Source organism: Nostoc foliaceum FACHB-393, from assembly GCF_014698505.1.
GTDB classification, from domain to species: Bacteria; Cyanobacteriota; Cyanobacteriia; order Cyanobacteriales; family Nostocaceae; genus Nostoc; species Nostoc foliaceum_A.
On record NZ_JACJTD010000021.1, the window covers coordinates 23,099 to 40,682 of the forward strand.

The window sequence follows — 17,584 nt, forward strand, 5'->3', positions numbered from 1 at the left end:
TACTAGCTTAACGGGCAATATTGACTACCTGCCAAAATAGTTTTGGCGCAATCACGAAAATTGACAATACGTATACTATGATACCTCCCAATACAGCAATAGCTAGTACCGCAGAAGAACTAATTACATTACTCAAAAAATATTTTATAGCAAATATAACCGCTAGCATAATTAATGTTCCTGCTAGAGAAACAGCACCCTGGCGGATATAAGTCCTCACATCAATATGAATTAACTTCCAAACCACCCAAATATTAAGAGGTGCCATCAAATAACTTCTGATGACGTATGCTGCTGCAACAGCAACAATTCCCCATTGAACTGCTATAGCGAAGGCAATAACATTACTAACGGCTTGTACAAAATCTAAAGCTAATTTCCAAGAAGGTTTGCCCATAGCCATCATTACAGAAGCGTTGAAATAAAAATAAGCATAAAGAATACCTACAAGATTCAAAACTTGCATTACTGGAATACTTGGTGACCACTTTTCTCCAAATATAACCGTCACTATTTCAGGTGCTAATATTACTGTGGCCAGGAACCCTGGGAAAGTAATTAAACTAGTAAATTGGATTGCTTGGTAAAGTGCATTACGTAATCTCTCAGGTTCTTGCTGTAACCTGGAAAAAGTAGGAAGAGAAACTTTTACAATAATGCTAGTTAGTAATTGCGTTAAAGTTTGCAGCAAACGATATGCAACGCTGTAATATCCTAATGCAGTAGAACCCAGAAAATAACCTATTAAAAAATCGTCAGAGCGGCGATTTAAGAAATTAAAGAAATTCATCCCCATTACATTCACCCCAAAGGCAAATAGTTCTTTGAAGTGTCTTTGAGAAAATCTAAATCCTGGACGCCAATCACTTACCCACCAAAGTACTAAAACTTGTACAAAACTATTGGTTAATTGCTGACCAACAAGACTCCAAACTCCAAATCCCGTAAACGCCATAGCTATACCTACTATGCCGCCAATAACTACTGCTACCAATGAGCGTATGGCAAGAGATTTAAAAGCTAGTTTACGTTGGAAAATTGCTTCCTGAACGCTACTAAAAGCACTGATTATAAAGCCGAGAGATAGAAAGCGGATAATTGGCGTAATCTCTGGTTCTTTGAATAATTCAGCAATAAATCCAGCGCCAGCAATACTTAGTATTGCTACCAGCAAACTGACTACCAAATTAGTCCAAAAGGCAGTATCTAAATGTTCTCTTTCTACATCTTGTCGTTGCACAATTGCTTGAGAAAAACCTTGGTCAAGAAAAACTTGCAAAAAACCCAAAAACACACTAGAAAGAGCAACCAGACCAAAAGTTTCTGGACCGAGTAAGCGTGCAAGTGCGAAGAAAACACCAAGGGAGATAACTTGTCTACCCCAACTATCTAGAGCAGACCACAATACCCCTATAACAGCTTTTTGTCGCAAACTTGATGAATTTTTAGGTGGTTCCATTACATAGTTTACCGATTAAAGAACCTACACGATGTAGCTTTGATATTCTCAGCTAAGAGCAACTAACTGGACTATTTTCTGTCACGCCAGTTAGTTCAACTTTTTTTATTTAAGTTATAGCTATCATTAAAATTCTTTACTCCCAAAATGACACAGAAAGTATATGTAACTCTTGTGCTATACCGAAAAATATTTTTTATCGTTAAGTAATTACTCTTGGAAGACTGTACCACAATGTTTTTGCAAATTGGTAGTCATTCAATAAACTTTTGACAGAAAATTTACTGTTGATACCAATTTTATATGAAGCTTAATAGAACTCTAGAGATCATAGAGTGGCTAAAGCAGGAATGGAATGTAAGCCACATTCCGCACTCAGTAGTATCACAATCGGTAATTACTGAAATGTCAATTTGGCACAGGTATTGTTAATGATTGGACTTTCTTGGCAATTTTCTGAAGTCATGTTAAGTAAAATAAAGTTGTCTGTCAAGGCGTAATAGATCCAACTTTCCGCCCTTCAAGTGTCAGACAAACCCTTTCGGCAGTTTGTTTCTCCAGGGGAGCCAGTTTATTGCGGTAAGTTCAGTGGTAAAAGTGAGTGGTGATCGCGACGTAGGAGCTATCACTCGGAGGAAGGTTCCCCCATTCTAGAACTGGCGTAGGCTGCACTATCGCCCTTAGTGGTTCCCCTTCTCTACAAGACGCTACGCTAACTAAGGAAGAAGACATGACTGCCACAAAAGTCAAGATAAGTTAAAAAGTTTGACTTTTGGAGAGATTTCTAGTTATGAATTCTTCAACTTTAGGAAAAATTTTCTTGTGGTTAATCAGACCATTTAGTTTTGTGTTGGCAAAAATGGAATTTCTCTCACCATTAATTGGTCGAAATCGAAGTAACCGTGTCTTTCCCATGCGGAATCCTATTCTGTGGCTAGTGCTGTTAACATCCCTGCTACTATCTGGCTGTGTTAAGTACGATGTGGGGCTTAACTTTGATAATTCAAATAGTGGCGAAATAGTACAGCATATTAAGCTAGGAGAGCGGCTAACTAGTTTTAGTGGCGATTATGTATATGAATGGTTAAATAGCATAGAGCGCCGCACCCGTAAACTTGAGGGTAAAACACAGCGAGTTTCCCAAGAAGAAATCATCGTCACAATTCCTTTTAGTAGTGGTAGGGAATTGCAAGAGAAGTTCAACGAATTTTTTAACTCCCGTGCTAATCAGCCCTCTGAGTCTGTGCAGAGCAAATCTGACTCAGAACTACCGAAAATTGAATCAAACGTCCTCTTGGAACAAAGCAATTTTTTACTTTTAGTCCGAAATCGGTTGATTTATGATTTGGATTTGCGATCGCTGTCTCTAATTGCCAGCAAAGGTAACGTTCTGGCTAATGCTGGTTCAATTCTCGACTTGGACTTTAGCCTGAAGACTCCTTGGGGAGCCAAAAATATTCAACAAACTGAAACTGCCATTACCCCAGAAAAGAATGGCAATCAACTGGTGTGGAAACTCCAGCCTGGTGAGCTAAACCATATAGAAGCTATTTTCTGGCTTCCTAGTCCCCTTGGTATTGGTGCTTTATTGATTATCCTGTTTGTCTCGGGTGGATTGTACTTGAGATACAATTTCATGCCAGATCCGAGAATTCAGTTTCCTCCCAAAGCAGCAGCTATTCAGGAATAGTAGACTATTCACCTGTTGAATATTGTCAGTTAAGCCGATGCATTCTCCATCGGCTTTTTTACATTTCGCCCAGCTTTTTATAAAACTTAGGACTTACGCACTGTACAAATACATCGTGATGTGGATTATCTAAAATAGGTTGTTTCAGGCTTTTCTTTATTATCCTGCGATCGTAAATAGACCATGCTGTGCCCTTACGAAAGATATGTTTTTTAACCTTGCCCCATATTTGGTATTTCTTGTCAATGCGTAAGTCCTAAAAATGAGTCATAGCGAATTAGGTAAAGAGATTGTTTATGTTTCGTACCTTTGTAATTTGCGTAATCTGGCGCGGAAATACATAAGACAGCAGCCTCGATAAAGCTGGTATTTAAAAACTTCTTAACATTGAAGAACTCTCGGCATGGATTCAATTATCTTGAAGACCGCAGTTACAATATCTTTGAACAACAACCCTAAAAATACTTAGCTAATCAGGAGATATTTGGTGGTAAATATTCTACATATTGATTCCAGCCCCCGTGCTGAACGATCGCACTCAAGAGAACTATCTAAGGAATTCGTCAGTAGTTGGAAAGCGGCGCACCCTGAAGACGCGATCGCCTATCGAGATTTAGGTCGTCACCCAGTTCCTCACGTTGATGAAGCTTGGATTGCAGCTGCATTTTCACTACCAGAAACCCATACTCCAGAATTAACTGAGGCAATCAGGATTTCTGATGAACTGATTGATGAGTTATTGGCGGCCGATCGCTACGTCTTTGGAGTACCAATGTATAACCTGAATATCCCTTCCACTTTTAAGGCTTACATCGACCAAATCGTTCGCGCTAACCGGACTTTTGCTATAGATGCTCAAGGCGGTTTCAAAGGGTTAGTTGAGGGTAAAAAGGCGCTGATCATTACAGCTCGCGGCGGTGACTTTAGTCCCACATCTCCTTTCGCTGCTTACGACTTCCAAGAACCCTACCTACGGACGATTTTTGCCTTTATTGGGATTACAGACATTCAATTTATTAACGCTAATAGCCTGAATGAAGGTGATGCCCGTACCCAATCTTTATCAGAAGCACGGGCAGCAATTCAAGATTTGATCACCCAGTGGTAATGTATTGAATTTTACAGATGCTCTGATGTGGGGCATTGGGCATAGGAAAGAGACAAGGAAGACAAGGAGAGGATGGAGGCAAGGAAGAAAGAAACTTGTTCAATAATTCTCCCTTGTCCCCCAGCCTGCGGGAAGCTCAAGCTACATTTCCCCTTGCTCCCTCATTCTTTCAAGGTGACAACCGCTCAATTTTCCAAGTGTCATTATCTAAACGCCTATAAAGTAAGCGATCGTGCAGACGGCTGGGGCGGCCTTGCCAAAACTCAATTTCTGTGGGGATCACTCGTAAGCCTCCCCAATGAGGCGGTCGGGGAATTTCCTGATTTTCATATTTGCTGTAGAACTCCTGTAAACGTCGCTCTAGGACTTCTCGGCTTTCTATCACCTCACTTTGATTAGATACCCACGCACCCAGGCGACTGTTGGCAGGGCGAGTATCAAAATACTGGTCGGACTCAGTTTCGGAAACTTTCTCTACATACCCACAAATCCGAACTTGACGTTCCAGTTCCGCCCACCAGAAGACTAAAGCCGCTAGAGGATTTTCTGCCAGTTCTTGTCCTTTGCGGCTGTTGTAGTTGGTGAAGAAAGCAAAGCCCCGTTCATCAAAATCTTTCAACAGCACCATTCTGGCTGAGGGCTTACCGTCTGGTGTAACGGTAGCAATGGTCATGGCATTGGGTTCAGGGAGTTGTGCTGCTAGAGCCTGATCGAACCATTTTCTAAATTGGATAAAAGGATTGAGGTCTACTTCGAGTTCGCTCAAACCTTCCAAGGTGTAGTCTTTGCGAAGGTCAGCTACGGTTTTGTCCATTTTGATTTACTTCCTGCGATCAGATACACTTATGCTTTTCTATATATACCGTTGTTAAAAAAATCTATGATAATTATCAGTGCCATCAGGAATTTTACAAATTGTCTCAGGAATATCTAAACTAGGTTGCATAAGATGCGCCGTTCGACCTCCCTCCAAAGCCTGTTAATTTATGGTCTGAGCGGTCCAATTATCGCTCTTAATGTCTGGCTACTGTCGGTGCTTTTTCGCTACTTCCAGCATCCAATTACGGTCTTGAGCATTGCGGCGATTCTGGCTTTTCTACTAAATTACCCGGTTAAGTTCTTTGAACGTGCTCGGATCACGCGCACTCAGGCGGTGATCATAGTTTTACTTGCAACATTAACCCTATTTGGGATTCTGGGCGTGACCCTAGTGCCGTTGATCATTGACCAAACAATCCAACTCTTAAATAAGATCCCTGATTGGTTAGGTGCCAGTCAAGCAAACCTAGAGCAATTTGAGATGCTGGCAAAACAACGACGTTTGCCAATTGATTTGAGAGTTGTAAGCAGTCAAATCAATGCCAACATTCAGAATCTGGTGCAACAGCTAGCTTCTGGTGCAGTGGGATTTGCTGGGACACTGCTATCAGGTTTACTTGACATAGTGTTAGTCATTGTGCTTGCATTCTATATGCTTTTATATGGCGATCGCGTCTGGTATGGTCTGGTCAATCTTTTACCCTCTAATATTGGAGACCCCCTTACCGCATCCTTACGCCTAAACTTCCAGAACTTCTTCCTCAGCCAGTTGTTGCTAGGACTTTTCATGGTGCTAGCCCTGACACCAATTTTCTTAGTGATGAAGGTGCCCTTTGCCCTGTTGTTTGCCATATTAATCGGTATCTCAGAACTCATTCCCTTTATTGGGGCATCTCTTGGCATTGGTCTGGTGACGATTTTAGTACTGCTGCAAAATTGGTGGTTAGCAGTTCAAGTTGCCATAGCGGCGATTCTTATGCAGCAGCTTAAAGATAACCTGTTAGCTCCCAGGTTACTCGGCAACTTTATTGGATTGAATCCTATCTGGATTTTTGTTGCTATTTTGATGGGATTTGAGATTGCTGGATTATTGGGGACGCTTGTTGCTGTTCCCATTGCTGGTACTATTAAAGGCACTTTTGATGCGATCAAGAGCGGCAAGCCGAGTGATTTTGTATCAACTGTCATTATGACTCATGACTCGCCCCCTGATTAAGAGGGCAGGGGGCAGGGGGCAGGGGAAGCAGGGGGAGATGAGGGGGACAAGGGGGACAAGGGGGACAAGGGAGAATTATTGAACAAGTTTCTTTCTTCCTTGTCTCCCCCCTCTTCCTTGTCTTCCTTGTCTTTTCCCAATACCAATACCCAATGCCCAATGCCCAAGGTCAAAAGTTGCACAATCTGATCTCACAATTCACAATGGTGATTGATTACAAATTTCAGGGGATACCGCCAGCAGGCAATTCCTAAATAAAAGAAGCGCAAGGGAATTCATAAAGTACACGCTTTGCCAATAGTCAATGAGTTTACTGTTGAATTTATGGTCTTTTAATTCTCATTAATTAACTTAGAACCTGTTGATGGAAGCTTCCGAGCTATTAGAAACAATCACACTCCTGATTTACCAAGCGGAACAGGGAGAAATTGACCCTTGGGATGTCCAAGTGATTGAGGTGATTGACCGTTACTTAGAACTGATGGCACCAGAGGCAATAGGAAGAGGTTATGAAGCTGACTTGTCCCAATCTGGACAGGCATTTTTGTCAGCATCAATGCTGGTATTGTTCAAAGCAAATACGTTGATGCAGTTGTCAACAGTAGGAGATATCCAAGATGGTGTAGTAGATGATGCCCTACTGGAAGATGAAGACGGAATATCACATCACGGTCATCGTCTACCATTAGAACGGCAATTGCGTCGTCGTCCAGCGGCAATGCCGCCACCAAAGCGCCGAGTGACTCTGCAAGAGTTAATCAAGCAATTGCAGATTATGGCGAACCAGCTAAAACTAGTAGAAAAAGTCAGCAAACCTATCCGTCCCAGACGTCTGCCTAGCGTCCAAAGTATGCGGGAGGCGCTGGAGTTAGCTCACCAGGAAAATCTGACGGAAGTAGCTGGGGAACTGGAGCAGGTGTTGAATATATCGGCAAGGGAGCTAAATTCAGAACAAAATTGGTTGAATTTAGAACAACTTGTAGAGTTATGGACTCAGACAAAGCAACCATACCAAAATGGGTCTGGACATGAGTCTAAACACAGCCATTTAGTTAGCGTTTTTTGGGCCCTACTATTACTCTCGGCTCAATCGAAAGTAGAGCTATTTCAAGAGGAGTTTTACCATGAGATTAAAATTCGCCTACTTACAGATTCAGCTAACACTGACAAACCTTTTGAGCAGTCAATGAACTAAAAAAGCGCAAAATAGCCCTACAGATAATTTACAGATTTTTGATTCAGTCCCAAAATCCGAGTAAATTGAAAAGATAAGCGATCGCTTGTCATCTAAGTATACCTATGGTTGCAATAACCACTAAATTCCTGTTATCCCTGTTTTGAGGATGACTTAGAGCAGAAATAAAAACTGATGATTAAGTATCACTCGATGAAAGTAAACTGGCTTGTGGTTGAGGAATAAATTTTTATGAAAGCGATGATTCTCGCGGCTGGCAAGGGTACTCGCGTGCGTCCGATTACCTATACAATTCCTAAACCAATGATTCCCATCCTGCAAAAGCCAGTGATGGAGTTCTTGCTGGAACTGTTACGCCAACATGGATTTGACCAGATTATGGTCAACGTTAGTCATTTGGCTGAGGAAATAGAAAACTATTTCCGTGATGGTCAGCGGTTTGGGGTGCAGATTGCCTATTCCTTTGAAGGGAAAATTGATGATGAAGGTAAACTGGAGGGAGAAGCAATAGGTTCAGCTGGAGGGATGCGGCGCATCCAAGACTTCTCACCGTTTTTTGATGATACCTTTGTGGTGTTGTGCGGTGATGCTTTGATTGACTTGGATTTAACTGCGGCGGTTAAATGGCATAGAGCTAAAGGGTCGATCGCTACTATTATTACGAAATCTGTCCCCAAGGAAGAAGTTTCTAGCTACGGTGTGGTTGTCACTGACGAGGATGGTCGTGTCAAAGCTTTCCAAGAAAAACCTTCAACTGAAGAAGCCCTCAGCACTAATATCAACACAGGTATTTACATATTTGAGCCAGAGGTTTTTAACTACATCCCCTCTGATGTGGAATATGACATTGGTAGCCAATTATTTCCCAAATTGGTAGAAATCAAAGCACCCTTCTATGCCATCCCTATGGACTTTGAATGGGTAGATATTGGTAAAGTCCCAGACTATTGGCGGGCGATTCGTGGTGTGCTGCTGGGTGAAATCAAAAATGTGCAAATTCCCGGTCATGAAGTCGCCCCTGGCATTTACACTGGCTTAAATGTCGCCGTAAATTGGGACAAAGTTGATATCACGGGCCCAGTTTACATTGGCGGTATGACGAGAATAGAAGACGGAGCTAAAATTGTCGGTCCAGCGATGATTGGCCCCAATTGTTGGATATGTAGTGGCGCAACAGTCGAAAACAGCGTGATTTTTGAATGGTCGCGGCTAGGCCCCGGAGTCCGGTTAGTCGATAAGCTGGTGTTTGGACGTTATTGCGTAGATAAAACTGGCGCTGCAATCGATGTTCAAGCCGCTGCTTTAGACTGGCTGATTACCGATGCCCGTCAGACACCACCATCCCATACCCCTGTTGAACGACAAGCAATAGAGGAATTGTTGGGGACAAACGCAAGTTAAAGTTAGAAGTTAGAAGTTTGGAGTTAGAAGTTTGGAGTTATTATTTTGTGTTTTCCTCTTCACTTCTAACTCTTAACTTTATTCCTAACTCTTCACTCCTAACTCCTAACTATTTAGATACGTATATCTTCTGAGACTCTGCTCGTAGGTTTGCAGCAATCGCTGAGATTCCGCTAGGGTGATGCGCTTTTCTTCTAATGCTTTCTCGCAGCGCTGGCGAATGTTTTCCACCATATCTTCGGAGTCATACTGGACATAGCTTACCACTTCGCTCATGGTGTCACCTTTGACGACGTGTTCAATCTGGTAGCCTTTGGGCGTCAATTGGATGTGAACGGCGTTAGTATCCCCAAATAGGTTGTGCAAATTGCCCATGATTTCCTGGTAAGCTCCATTCAAGAACATTCCCAAATAATAGGGTTCTCCGGGCTTGTAGGTGTGTAGTTCTAAAACCGACTTGACATCGCGCAGGTCTATAAAGCGGTCGATTTTACCATCACTGTCGCAGGTGAGGTCTGCCAAAATTCCCCGCCGCGTTGGTTCTTCATCCAAGCGGTGGATTGGCATGATTGGGAATAGCTGATCAATCGCCCAGCAATCTGGTGCTGATTGAAATACTGACATGTTGACGTAGTAGATGGAAGCCATAATTTTCTCTAGGTCTTCCAATTCATCGGGTACGTATTCTTGCTGTCTAGTGATGTCTAGAATTTTCTGACAACAAGCCCAGTAGAGGCGTTCGGCTTTGGCTCGTTCTCTGAGACGTAAAATTCCTAAGTTGAAGCGACTGATAGCTTCTTCTTTGAATTGTGCCGCATCATGGTAGAACTCTTGATAGTTTTCTTTGTTGATCGATTGGTAAGTTTCCCACAGGTAATTGATAATCGGGGATTCTCCCTCTTGTGGAGGTTCTGGTGAATCTAGGGGGACATCGCTAGTACTAAGAACGTCGAAAATCAGCACCGACTGATGAGAAGCGATCGCTCGTCCACTTTCGCTAATCAGTGTTGGTACGGGAATCTGCCGCTCTGCACAGGTATCTTTTAACTCTGCCACGATGTCGTTGGCATAGTTCTGCATGTTGTAATTTTTTGATGCATAAAAGTTGGTTTGGGAGCCATCGTAATCTACGCCCAAGCCACCGCCAACATCAAGATATTTCATATCTGCCCCCAGCATTGCCAATTCCACATAAATGCGGCTGGCTTCTTGGATAGCATCTTTAATTACATTAATGGCAGAGATTTGTGAGCCGATGTGGAAGTGCATCAACTGCAAAGAATCAAGCAGGTTAGCTTCCCGTAACTTATCAACAGCCTCGATTACCTCAGGCATTGTCAAACCAAATTTAGCGCGATCGCCACTAGAGGCTCCCCAACGTCCCATGCCTTGGGTACTGAGTTTAGCACGAACACCTAATATTGGCTTAATACCTAACTGGCGATTGGCATCAATCACCAAATCAACCTCTTCAATCTGTTCTAAGACGATGATTGGTGTTTGCCCTAGTCTTTGGGCTAACATTGCCGTTTCGATATATTCTCGGTCTTTGTAGCCGTTGCAAACTAACAATGCTCCTGGTGTATCCAGGACAGCCAGAGCAATCATTAATTCTGGCTTGGAACCGGCTTCTAAACCAAATTGATGGGGTTTGCCAAATTTCACTAAATCCTCAATCAAATGCCTCTCTTGATTGCACTTGACGGGAAACACACCACGGTAGACACCAGGGTAGTTGTAGCGGGCGATCGCTTTGGCAAAACAAGCATTCAACCGCTCAATCCGGTCTTCCAAAATATCAGAAAAGCGAATCAACATGGGAAGTCCCAAGTTGCGCTGTTTCATGGCATTGACCAATTCAAACAAGTCTAGAGAACCCCCGCGATCGCCCTTGGGTGCCACGGTCACGTGACCAGCAGCGCTAATGGAAAAATAAGGTTGTCCCCAACCCTCAATTCGGTATAAGGCTTCACTATCCTCAATTTTCCAGGAGCGAGGTAAATCTCCTGCGGTAGGACTAGGTGGTAACAGCTTTTTTTGCTTATGATTTTTCACTTCTTTGTGTCCATTGGACGGTACTTGTACCACCTCGTCAGATGTAGCAGTTGAATCAACACCCATTTCTTCCTAACCTCTGTTTTTCACCCACGAATTAACAATTTAACGCATTCATTTGGGAACGTATATGCACCCAATGATAATTTCTGAGATAAACTCTGATTGGTCAAGAGTAATGTGTCAAGAGTCATTAGTTATTGGTTATTAGTCATTAAGTGGCAAATCCTTGAACAAATGACAGGCAAACAGAACTTCTCCTAAAGGAGACGCTACGCCAACGGGGACAATTGACCAGATAAAAAATTCATTAAGTTTTTGGAGATAGCTTTGGAACGCACATTCTTAGCAATTAAGCCAGATGGAGTACAACGGGGATTAGTGGGGGAAATTATCCGTCGCTTTGAAACGAAAGGTTTTACCCTAGTTGGTTTAAAGTTTCTGAAAGTCAGTCGGGAATTGGCTGAACAACATTATGATGTTCACCGAGAACGTCCCTTTTTTGGTGGTTTAGTCGAATTTATCACTTCTAGCCCAGTGGTAGCGATGGTATGGGAAGGTGATGGCGTTGTTGCATCTGCCAGAAAGATTATTGGTGCAACAAACCCCTTAACAGCAGAGCCGGGAACGATTCGGGGCGATTTTGGCCTGAATATTGGTCGCAACTTAATCCACGGTTCTGATGCTCAAGAAACCGCGCAACGGGAAATAGCCCTATGGTTTAAGGATGAAGAATTAGTCAATTGGCAACCACACTTAACGCCTTGGTTGCGCGAGTAAGACAGTAGGGAGTGGGGAATGGGGCATGGAGAAGAGACAAGGAAGAGGGGGGAGACAAGGAAGAAACTTGTCCCCCTTGTCCCCCTTGTCCCCCTCATCCCCCTCACTTACTTCGAGACTTCACTCTTCTCTGGTTCTACTTGGGGTAATTCAGTGCCAACACGCTTGGAAAATCCCCAGCCTAAAATCAGGAAGATCGCAGTAATCATGATCCATTCTGGTGGAACTAAATTATCGTTCACCACTTTCAACAACAGACGCAAGCCCACAAAAGCTACAGTTACATAGCCTGCGTCCTCTAGGTTTTCATATTCGTCTAACCAACGGATAAACAATCCCGCCATGAATCGCAGCGTGATAATACCAATTGTTGCACCCGTCAGCACTAGCCATTTTTCTTGAGAAACTGCGATCGCAGTTGTCACGCTATCCAAAGAAAATGCCAAATCTGTAAATGCAATCACGGGTATGGCTTGCAACAACGAATTAAACCGCGGCCCGTGATGGTGTTCGTCCTTGGATTCTTCCGAGGTAAAGTGTTGGAATACCAACCACAGCAGATAAGCAGCGCCCAATAATTCAAATTGCCAGAATTGTTGCACCCAAGTGGCAGTAAGAATCAGGGAGATTCGCAGCACATAGGCAACGACTAAACCAAAGTTCAAAGCTCTACGCTCAAGTTCTTTGTCTTCCAGCCCGCGAGCGATCGCAGCCAGAGCGATCGCATTGTCGGCAGATAACAGCGCCTCTAAAAGCACCAGGATCAGCAGAACTATAAGGGCTTCAAGGCTGAAATGAAAGTCGAGGTAATCAAAAATTCGGTCTAGCATTCCGGGTTTCTCAAGCAGAAAAAATTAAAATTTGACAAGAACAGAGATTTATATATTAAAAAGCGCAATAAATTGTCACTCTAATTCAGCTTAACGTGGTTGTGGTGCATTTTGAAGAGGGTTGAATGTATGCGATCGTAGTGCGAGTGGGGTAATTTGCGTATAAGTCAATACATCCAAAGTTTTAACATCTAGCTTAGTGCGATCGCAATGGACTGCTGTCAGTTCGTATCTAGCAATTAGAAGATGACAACAGAAATATGGTAAGAGTTTATGGATAACACACTTCTACAACGCATCACTCATAATCCAAATATCTGCCACGGTAAACCCTGCATTCGAGGACTTCGTTATCCAGTTGAGTTTATTTTGAAACTGCTCAGTTCTGGCATGAGTAATGAAGAAATATTCAAAGATTATGACGATTTAAAATCTGAAGATATTCTGGCGATTAGAACTTTCGCTTCAATGAAATAACCATAAAAAGTTCTCCCACAAGGAATTGTTAGCATTATTCTTAACTTTACGGCTATTACTCTTTTTCTCCCGAAGATTTTCTAGATTTTGCCGAACAGTAATCGTATTGGGATGATTTACCCCAAACACCTGCTGACAAATTTCTAAAGCTTGCAGATACAGGGGTTTGGCTTGGTCGTAGCGTCCTTGAGAATTGTAGAGATTTGCCAGGTTGTTCAGGCTGGTGGCAAAATCGGGATGTTCTTCTCCCAGCAGGCGTTTATAAAGTTCTAAAGCTTGCAGAAACAGGGGTTCGGCTTGGTCGTAGCGTCCTTGAGAATTGTAGAAATTTGCCAGGTTGTTCAGGCTGTTGGCAACTGAAGGATGTTCTTCTCCCAGCAGGCGTTTTCTCAGGTCTAAAGCTTGCAGATACAGGGGTTTGGCTTGGTCGTAGCGTCCTTGAGAATCGTAGAGATTTGCCAGGTTGTTCAGGCTGGTGGCAAAATCGGGATGTTCTTCTCCCAATCGGGTCTGCACTGTTGATAATCCTTGCTCATACCAAGGTGCTGCTAAGGTATACAAACCTTGTCCTTGATAAAATCTGCCCAAACCAGTAAAAACCCAAGTTAAATTTTCATCCTCCACAACATCAATTAGATTTTGTGCCACCTCAGTTAAATGGGGAATTGCCAGTTGCACTGACTTGATATCCTCAAGGGTAGGAGATTCAGGTATTTTATCAGCGATTTCTACTAATGCTGCGGCAAAGGCTTTTTTGAGGTCATCGGCTGTGTTTAATCCTGCCAATTTCTCTTGCAAAAACTCTCTAATTAAAGGATGAATTTTATAGCAACTTTCTCCTTCTGCTACTTCAATTAAATGGTGCTTAAAAAGTTGCTTTCTCGCCTCGTCAACATCTGCCTTCGTCCAATGTAGTAACTGACTGACAGATTCAACCAATTGCCAAGGAATGATATCTGGGGCAAATAAACTCAACAACTTAGCAACACGCTGTGTCATAGAGTTGAGTTTTTGCCAGCTTAATTCAAATACGGCTTCCAATTGAGATTTTTGCTGGGCTGGTAATTGCTGTAAAATCTCTGCCAAAGACAAACTTGGATCTTCTGCTAAATACGCGCCAACTAATTGCAAACCTAAAGGTAGATATCCCAGCCATTTACATAAATTTGCTGCCGTTTGTGGTTCACCTTGCACCCGCCTATCATTCTCACCCAACAAAGCTATCAACAAATTCAAAGCATCGTTTGGTGAAAGTTCATCCAAAGTTATGTGTTGAACTGTTAAACCGAGATTTCGCAACCGAGTTGTCATCAATATACAGAAGCGGTTATCTGTTGGCAGTACTTCGCGAGAATTTTCCCAGTTAATCACATCGTCAATATTGTCCAATACTACCAAGACTAGTCCTGCTTGTGGTTGCCAATTACGCCAGCACCATTTTGCTTGTTCCTGGGAAGTCAATAAGGTTGGCGGTAGTTCCAGTTCCATGTAAGACTTAGCAAATTCCACAATCTCTGCTGCTAAATCTGGTTTTCTGGCATTTAACCAGCAAAGCCCACCAGGATATTTGACTTTGTAGCGCTGTGCGTATTTTGTCGCCAGTTCAGTTTTACCCATTCCTCCCATAGCAGTTACAGCCAAAATTGCCACGTTGTCATTTTGCAGCAACTTTTTATGCACCTCTGCAAGTTTTTCATCCCGCCCGACGAAGTTGGCGACACCGCGAGAGGGAATATTATTTGGAGGAGATGAGTGTAACTGCCCAGTAGGGGAATTGTAGATACTAATATCCCCTTGATAAACTATTCCACCCTCAACCTTATTTTGCCAGCCCTTGGCATTATCCTGGTTGCTTTGGTTCATGATGGCTCACTTCAAGAATTGGGGGGTGCATGATGAATGTTAATCTCACCTTGATAAACTGTTCCACCCTCAACCTTAGTTTGCCATCCCTTGGCGTTGTCTTGGTTGATTTGGGTGATATTGCTTTTGTCTACTATCTTACCAGCCTCAATTTCACGAGCCAGTGTTTTTACTTCTTCAGCAAACTCCGGTTCTTCGTGTAAAATTATCTGCAAGTAAGCAGCAACCCTGTCTACATCGGGTTTCGAGCCTTTTTCAGCAGCAACGAGGGCTGTTTCTGCTTTCGGATTTCCCCGTAATTTACCCCAAATCTTTTTTCGCAGCTCATCCATTTTGCCAAGAGCTGCTTCAGTAAATTTCTCAATGGTTTTCTCAAATGCTTTAGTAAAAGCGAGAGTTGCGATCGCACTAGCTGTTATCGGTTCCAAAGTATCCTACCTTATCTGGCGACATCCTCACTGATGGATACAATAACAGATGTTTACATTCCAGAGAGTTAAAGGCTAATCCCGTTTCTCTGCTTAAAGTCGGGTGTACTTTTTAAGGGAACAGTTTCAACCTGAATAACAATTGCTTCAGCATTGATAAGTAAATATTTAATCTTTGTAAGAAATGCTTAAACCTTTCTTATAAATGCTTTAACGTGAGTAACAATTGCTTCAACATTCATAAGAAAATATTTAATCTTTGCAAGAAATACTTAAACCTTTCTTATAAATGCTTTAACGTGAGTAACAACGGCTTCAACATTCATAAGAAAATATTTAATCTTTGTAAGAAATGCTTAAGCCTTTCTTATAAATGCTTTAACGTGAGTAACAATTGTTTGAATATTGGCAATAAACAATTGAATTTTTGCAACAAATACTTAGGGTGTGTGCAATTAAGATACCTCACCTTGATTTGACTATGTAAAATTTGTCCCTCTCCTTAGTAACGCTACAGTGTACACACAAGTCACCAGTTTTATCCCAATACCCTTGGGATAAGCCAGAAACCCCTCATGTAGAGACGCGATTTATCGCGTCTAAAAAACTGACACGTTAAGAAGACGCGATAAATCGCCGTCTCTACAAAGAATGGAATCGTCAATTATTCCGTAAAATCAAACAGCGATCGCTCTCCTAAATGCTGTCTTATAGTAAAAATTAATAAAATAAAATTATGCGATCGCTAGCTACCATTATCTTTTAGTAGCTCAACATCATCGTTGCAAATTCGATAGTTGAAGGGCAATTGAATTTACCACTACTAAACTAAAAATTTTACAAAATATCTGCCAACTTTACCACTAGAGTATTTGCTAAATCCAATAACCTGATGTCGTCATCTGTATCAATACTATTTTCTTCACCAGCTAACAGATTTATTACAGCAGATAACCTGTCATTAGTCTCAGTAATTCTCCAAGATTCTTCTAAGTTTACGGCAAAATCAAAGAGCGATCGCTCTCCTAAATTCTGCCTTACCTTCACAGCTACACTATCATTACTTACCAAAAATTCTTTGATAGCATCTAATTGAGAATTGCCTAAAATTTCGTCATGTCCCCACGTTTCTAGCCAGTCTCCATCCACATCTTCAACGTAAAAATTGACAAAATCAACCCCGTAAGTTAGCCAGTTCTGCTGCATTTGTCGCGCCGTTGCTAAAGCTTCAGCAAATGTATCTACTTGATTGTTGCAGCTGTGAGTTTCTCTTTTGTTAGCCATAAAAGCTGTAATTAGCAGGTAAGTATGTAGGCTAGAACACAAATCTGAAATATCAAATTTCTGAAAGTTCACGAAAATTTTAAATATTTGCCACCAGACAGGTAATCACTGTTATACAGGGCCACGTTGACTAACTGGTTAACAAAATTAGCATCCTTGGGATTGTAACTTAAGAACAGTCCTCTCTCTATTTCCCACGATCGCAGTGTATTTTGCCAAGCTTGGTACTTTTGTTGATTAAGTTCTTCACTAACACTGGTAATTTGAATGCACAGTGGTTGATTGTTACGACTAACAATTAGGTCGGTTGCCATAGAAAGGTCGGCAATATAACGCTGCCAAAAACTACCTTCTCTCTGAACAATATCTTGGGCTATTGATTTAATGATATCATCATCAACCTGATTAAATTCGCCTGCCATCAATTTTTGCTTCCAAATATAAAATTTGGAGTCACTTGCATTAATCCATCTAGGAAAGAGATAACCATACCAATATCTCTCAATCGGTGTCATTTGAGCGAACTTTGCTTTTTGTTCTTCTTCCGAAGGTAAGGATTTGATTATCAGCCAAATTGTAGAATCCGTAATCACCTCTAGGAGAAATGCAAGGACAAATGGTTTTGCAGTCAGGGAACCTGGCTTAATATTCTTTACCCAACGATTGATTTCATCTAATCTTCTCGCTAAATTAGGATCTATCGAGGAGGCTTGCTCGATAAGGGACTTTAGCTTATCCTTAATCTCTTTTGCTTGCAAACGATGCCCTACTTTCAGAAGATTACGCTTTTTTTACACACTAATAACTAAATCTTAACTTGAAAAGGTCTCTAGTTAATTTTTTGATGTCATTAAATATTCTCTAGGTCGATGCCCCGTGTACGTAAAACCTCCCGCAGTCGAGCAATTTCTTGCTCTGCCCGGTGCGTTCTTTTGCCGATTGAGCATGTAAACGTTTTTGTTCAGCCAATCCTTCTGAT

15 protein-coding genes are annotated in these 17,584 nt (G+C 42.0%); 7 read left to right on the forward strand and 8 right to left on the reverse strand.

What is annotated here, in order from left to right; genetic code table 11:
• Nucleotides 1–7: 7 nt before the first annotated feature.
• The gene (locus H6G92_RS18205; protein ID WP_190895044.1) at nucleotides 8–1,459 is read right to left on the reverse strand and encodes an MOP flippase family protein; all 1,452 of its coding nucleotides are present in this window, start codon (nucleotides 1,457–1,459) and stop codon (nucleotides 8–10) included.
• Between the two features lie 790 nt (nucleotides 1,460–2,249).
• On the opposite strand from H6G92_RS18205, the gene H6G92_RS18210 reads away from it, so the two are divergent.
• Together H6G92_RS18210 and H6G92_RS18215 are read left to right on the forward strand one after the other, a co-directional pair.
• On the forward strand, nucleotides 2,250–3,149 hold the full coding sequence (locus H6G92_RS18210; protein WP_190895045.1) for a DUF3153 domain-containing protein: 900 nt from the start codon (nucleotides 2,250–2,252) through the stop codon (nucleotides 3,147–3,149).
• Between the two features lie 487 nt (nucleotides 3,150–3,636).
• The gene (locus H6G92_RS18215; RefSeq protein WP_190895046.1) at nucleotides 3,637–4,257 is read left to right on the forward strand and encodes an FMN-dependent NADH-azoreductase; all 621 of its coding nucleotides are present in this window, start codon (nucleotides 3,637–3,639) and stop codon (nucleotides 4,255–4,257) included.
• A gap of 169 nt (nucleotides 4,258–4,426) precedes the next feature.
• On the opposite strand, the gene pdxH is transcribed toward H6G92_RS18215, so the two are convergent.
• Nucleotides 4,427–5,071: a pyridoxamine 5'-phosphate oxidase gene (gene pdxH / locus H6G92_RS18220; protein ID WP_190895047.1), complete on the reverse strand. Its 645-nt coding sequence runs from the start codon at nucleotides 5,069–5,071 to the stop codon at nucleotides 4,427–4,429.
• Nucleotides 5,072–5,206: 135 nt separating this feature from the next.
• Between pdxH and H6G92_RS18225 the strand changes: the two genes are divergently transcribed.
• The 3 genes from H6G92_RS18225 (at nucleotide 5,207) to H6G92_RS18235 (ending at nucleotide 8,888) form a co-directional block, all read left to right on the forward strand.
• Nucleotides 5,207–6,292, forward strand: coding sequence for an AI-2E family transporter (locus H6G92_RS18225; protein ID WP_190895048.1), 1,086 nt, complete (start codon nucleotides 5,207–5,209; stop codon nucleotides 6,290–6,292).
• A gap of 364 nt (nucleotides 6,293–6,656) precedes the next feature.
• Complete coding sequence (locus tag H6G92_RS18230; RefSeq protein ID WP_190895049.1) at nucleotides 6,657–7,487, forward strand: segregation/condensation protein A; 831 nt, start codon at nucleotides 6,657–6,659, stop codon at nucleotides 7,485–7,487.
• 231 nt (nucleotides 7,488–7,718) lie between these two features.
• Nucleotides 7,719–8,888 (forward strand): sugar phosphate nucleotidyltransferase, encoded by a 1,170-nt coding sequence (locus H6G92_RS18235; protein WP_190895050.1) that lies wholly within the window; start codon nucleotides 7,719–7,721, stop codon nucleotides 8,886–8,888.
• 105 nt (nucleotides 8,889–8,993) lie between these two features.
• Here H6G92_RS18235 and speA read toward each other — a convergent pair whose 3' ends face one another.
• Complete coding sequence (gene speA, locus H6G92_RS18240) at nucleotides 8,994–11,009, reverse strand: biosynthetic arginine decarboxylase (RefSeq protein WP_190895051.1); 2,016 nt, start codon at nucleotides 11,007–11,009, stop codon at nucleotides 8,994–8,996.
• 264 nt (nucleotides 11,010–11,273) lie between these two features.
• Here speA and ndk point away from each other — a divergent pair, with 264 nt between their 5' ends.
• Nucleotides 11,274–11,723, forward strand: coding sequence for a nucleoside-diphosphate kinase (ndk, locus tag H6G92_RS18245; protein WP_190895052.1), 450 nt, complete (start codon nucleotides 11,274–11,276; stop codon nucleotides 11,721–11,723).
• 107 nt (nucleotides 11,724–11,830) lie between these two features.
• Here the strand turns inward: ndk and H6G92_RS18250 are convergent, their stop codons facing one another.
• Nucleotides 11,831–12,553 (reverse strand): TerC family protein, encoded by a 723-nt coding sequence (locus H6G92_RS18250; RefSeq protein WP_190895053.1) that lies wholly within the window; start codon nucleotides 12,551–12,553, stop codon nucleotides 11,831–11,833.
• 273 nt (nucleotides 12,554–12,826) lie between these two features.
• On the opposite strand from H6G92_RS18250, the gene H6G92_RS18255 reads away from it, so the two are divergent.
• A complete protein-coding gene (locus tag H6G92_RS18255) occupies nucleotides 12,827–13,030 on the forward strand; it encodes a DUF433 domain-containing protein (protein WP_190895054.1) in 204 nt (67 codons plus the stop codon).
• Here the strand turns inward: H6G92_RS18255 and H6G92_RS18260 are convergent.
• The 4 genes from H6G92_RS18260 to H6G92_RS18275 form a co-directional block, all read right to left on the reverse strand.
• Nucleotides 13,019–14,893 (reverse strand): tetratricopeptide repeat protein, encoded by a 1,875-nt coding sequence (locus H6G92_RS18260; protein ID WP_190895055.1) that lies wholly within the window; start codon nucleotides 14,891–14,893, stop codon nucleotides 13,019–13,021. The genes H6G92_RS18255 and H6G92_RS18260 overlap by 12 nt on opposite strands.
• Nucleotides 14,894–14,904: 11 nt before the next feature.
• Nucleotides 14,905–15,321, reverse strand: coding sequence for a hypothetical protein (locus tag H6G92_RS18265; protein ID WP_190895056.1), 417 nt, complete (start codon nucleotides 15,319–15,321; stop codon nucleotides 14,905–14,907).
• Between the two features lie 837 nt (nucleotides 15,322–16,158).
• Nucleotides 16,159–16,605: a hypothetical protein gene (locus H6G92_RS18270; RefSeq protein WP_190895057.1), complete on the reverse strand. Its 447-nt coding sequence runs from the start codon at nucleotides 16,603–16,605 to the stop codon at nucleotides 16,159–16,161.
• Between the two features lie 68 nt (nucleotides 16,606–16,673).
• Nucleotides 16,674–17,363, reverse strand: coding sequence for a hypothetical protein (locus tag H6G92_RS18275; RefSeq protein WP_190895058.1), 690 nt, complete (start codon nucleotides 17,361–17,363; stop codon nucleotides 16,674–16,676).
• Between the last annotated feature and the right edge of the window lie 221 nt (nucleotides 17,364–17,584).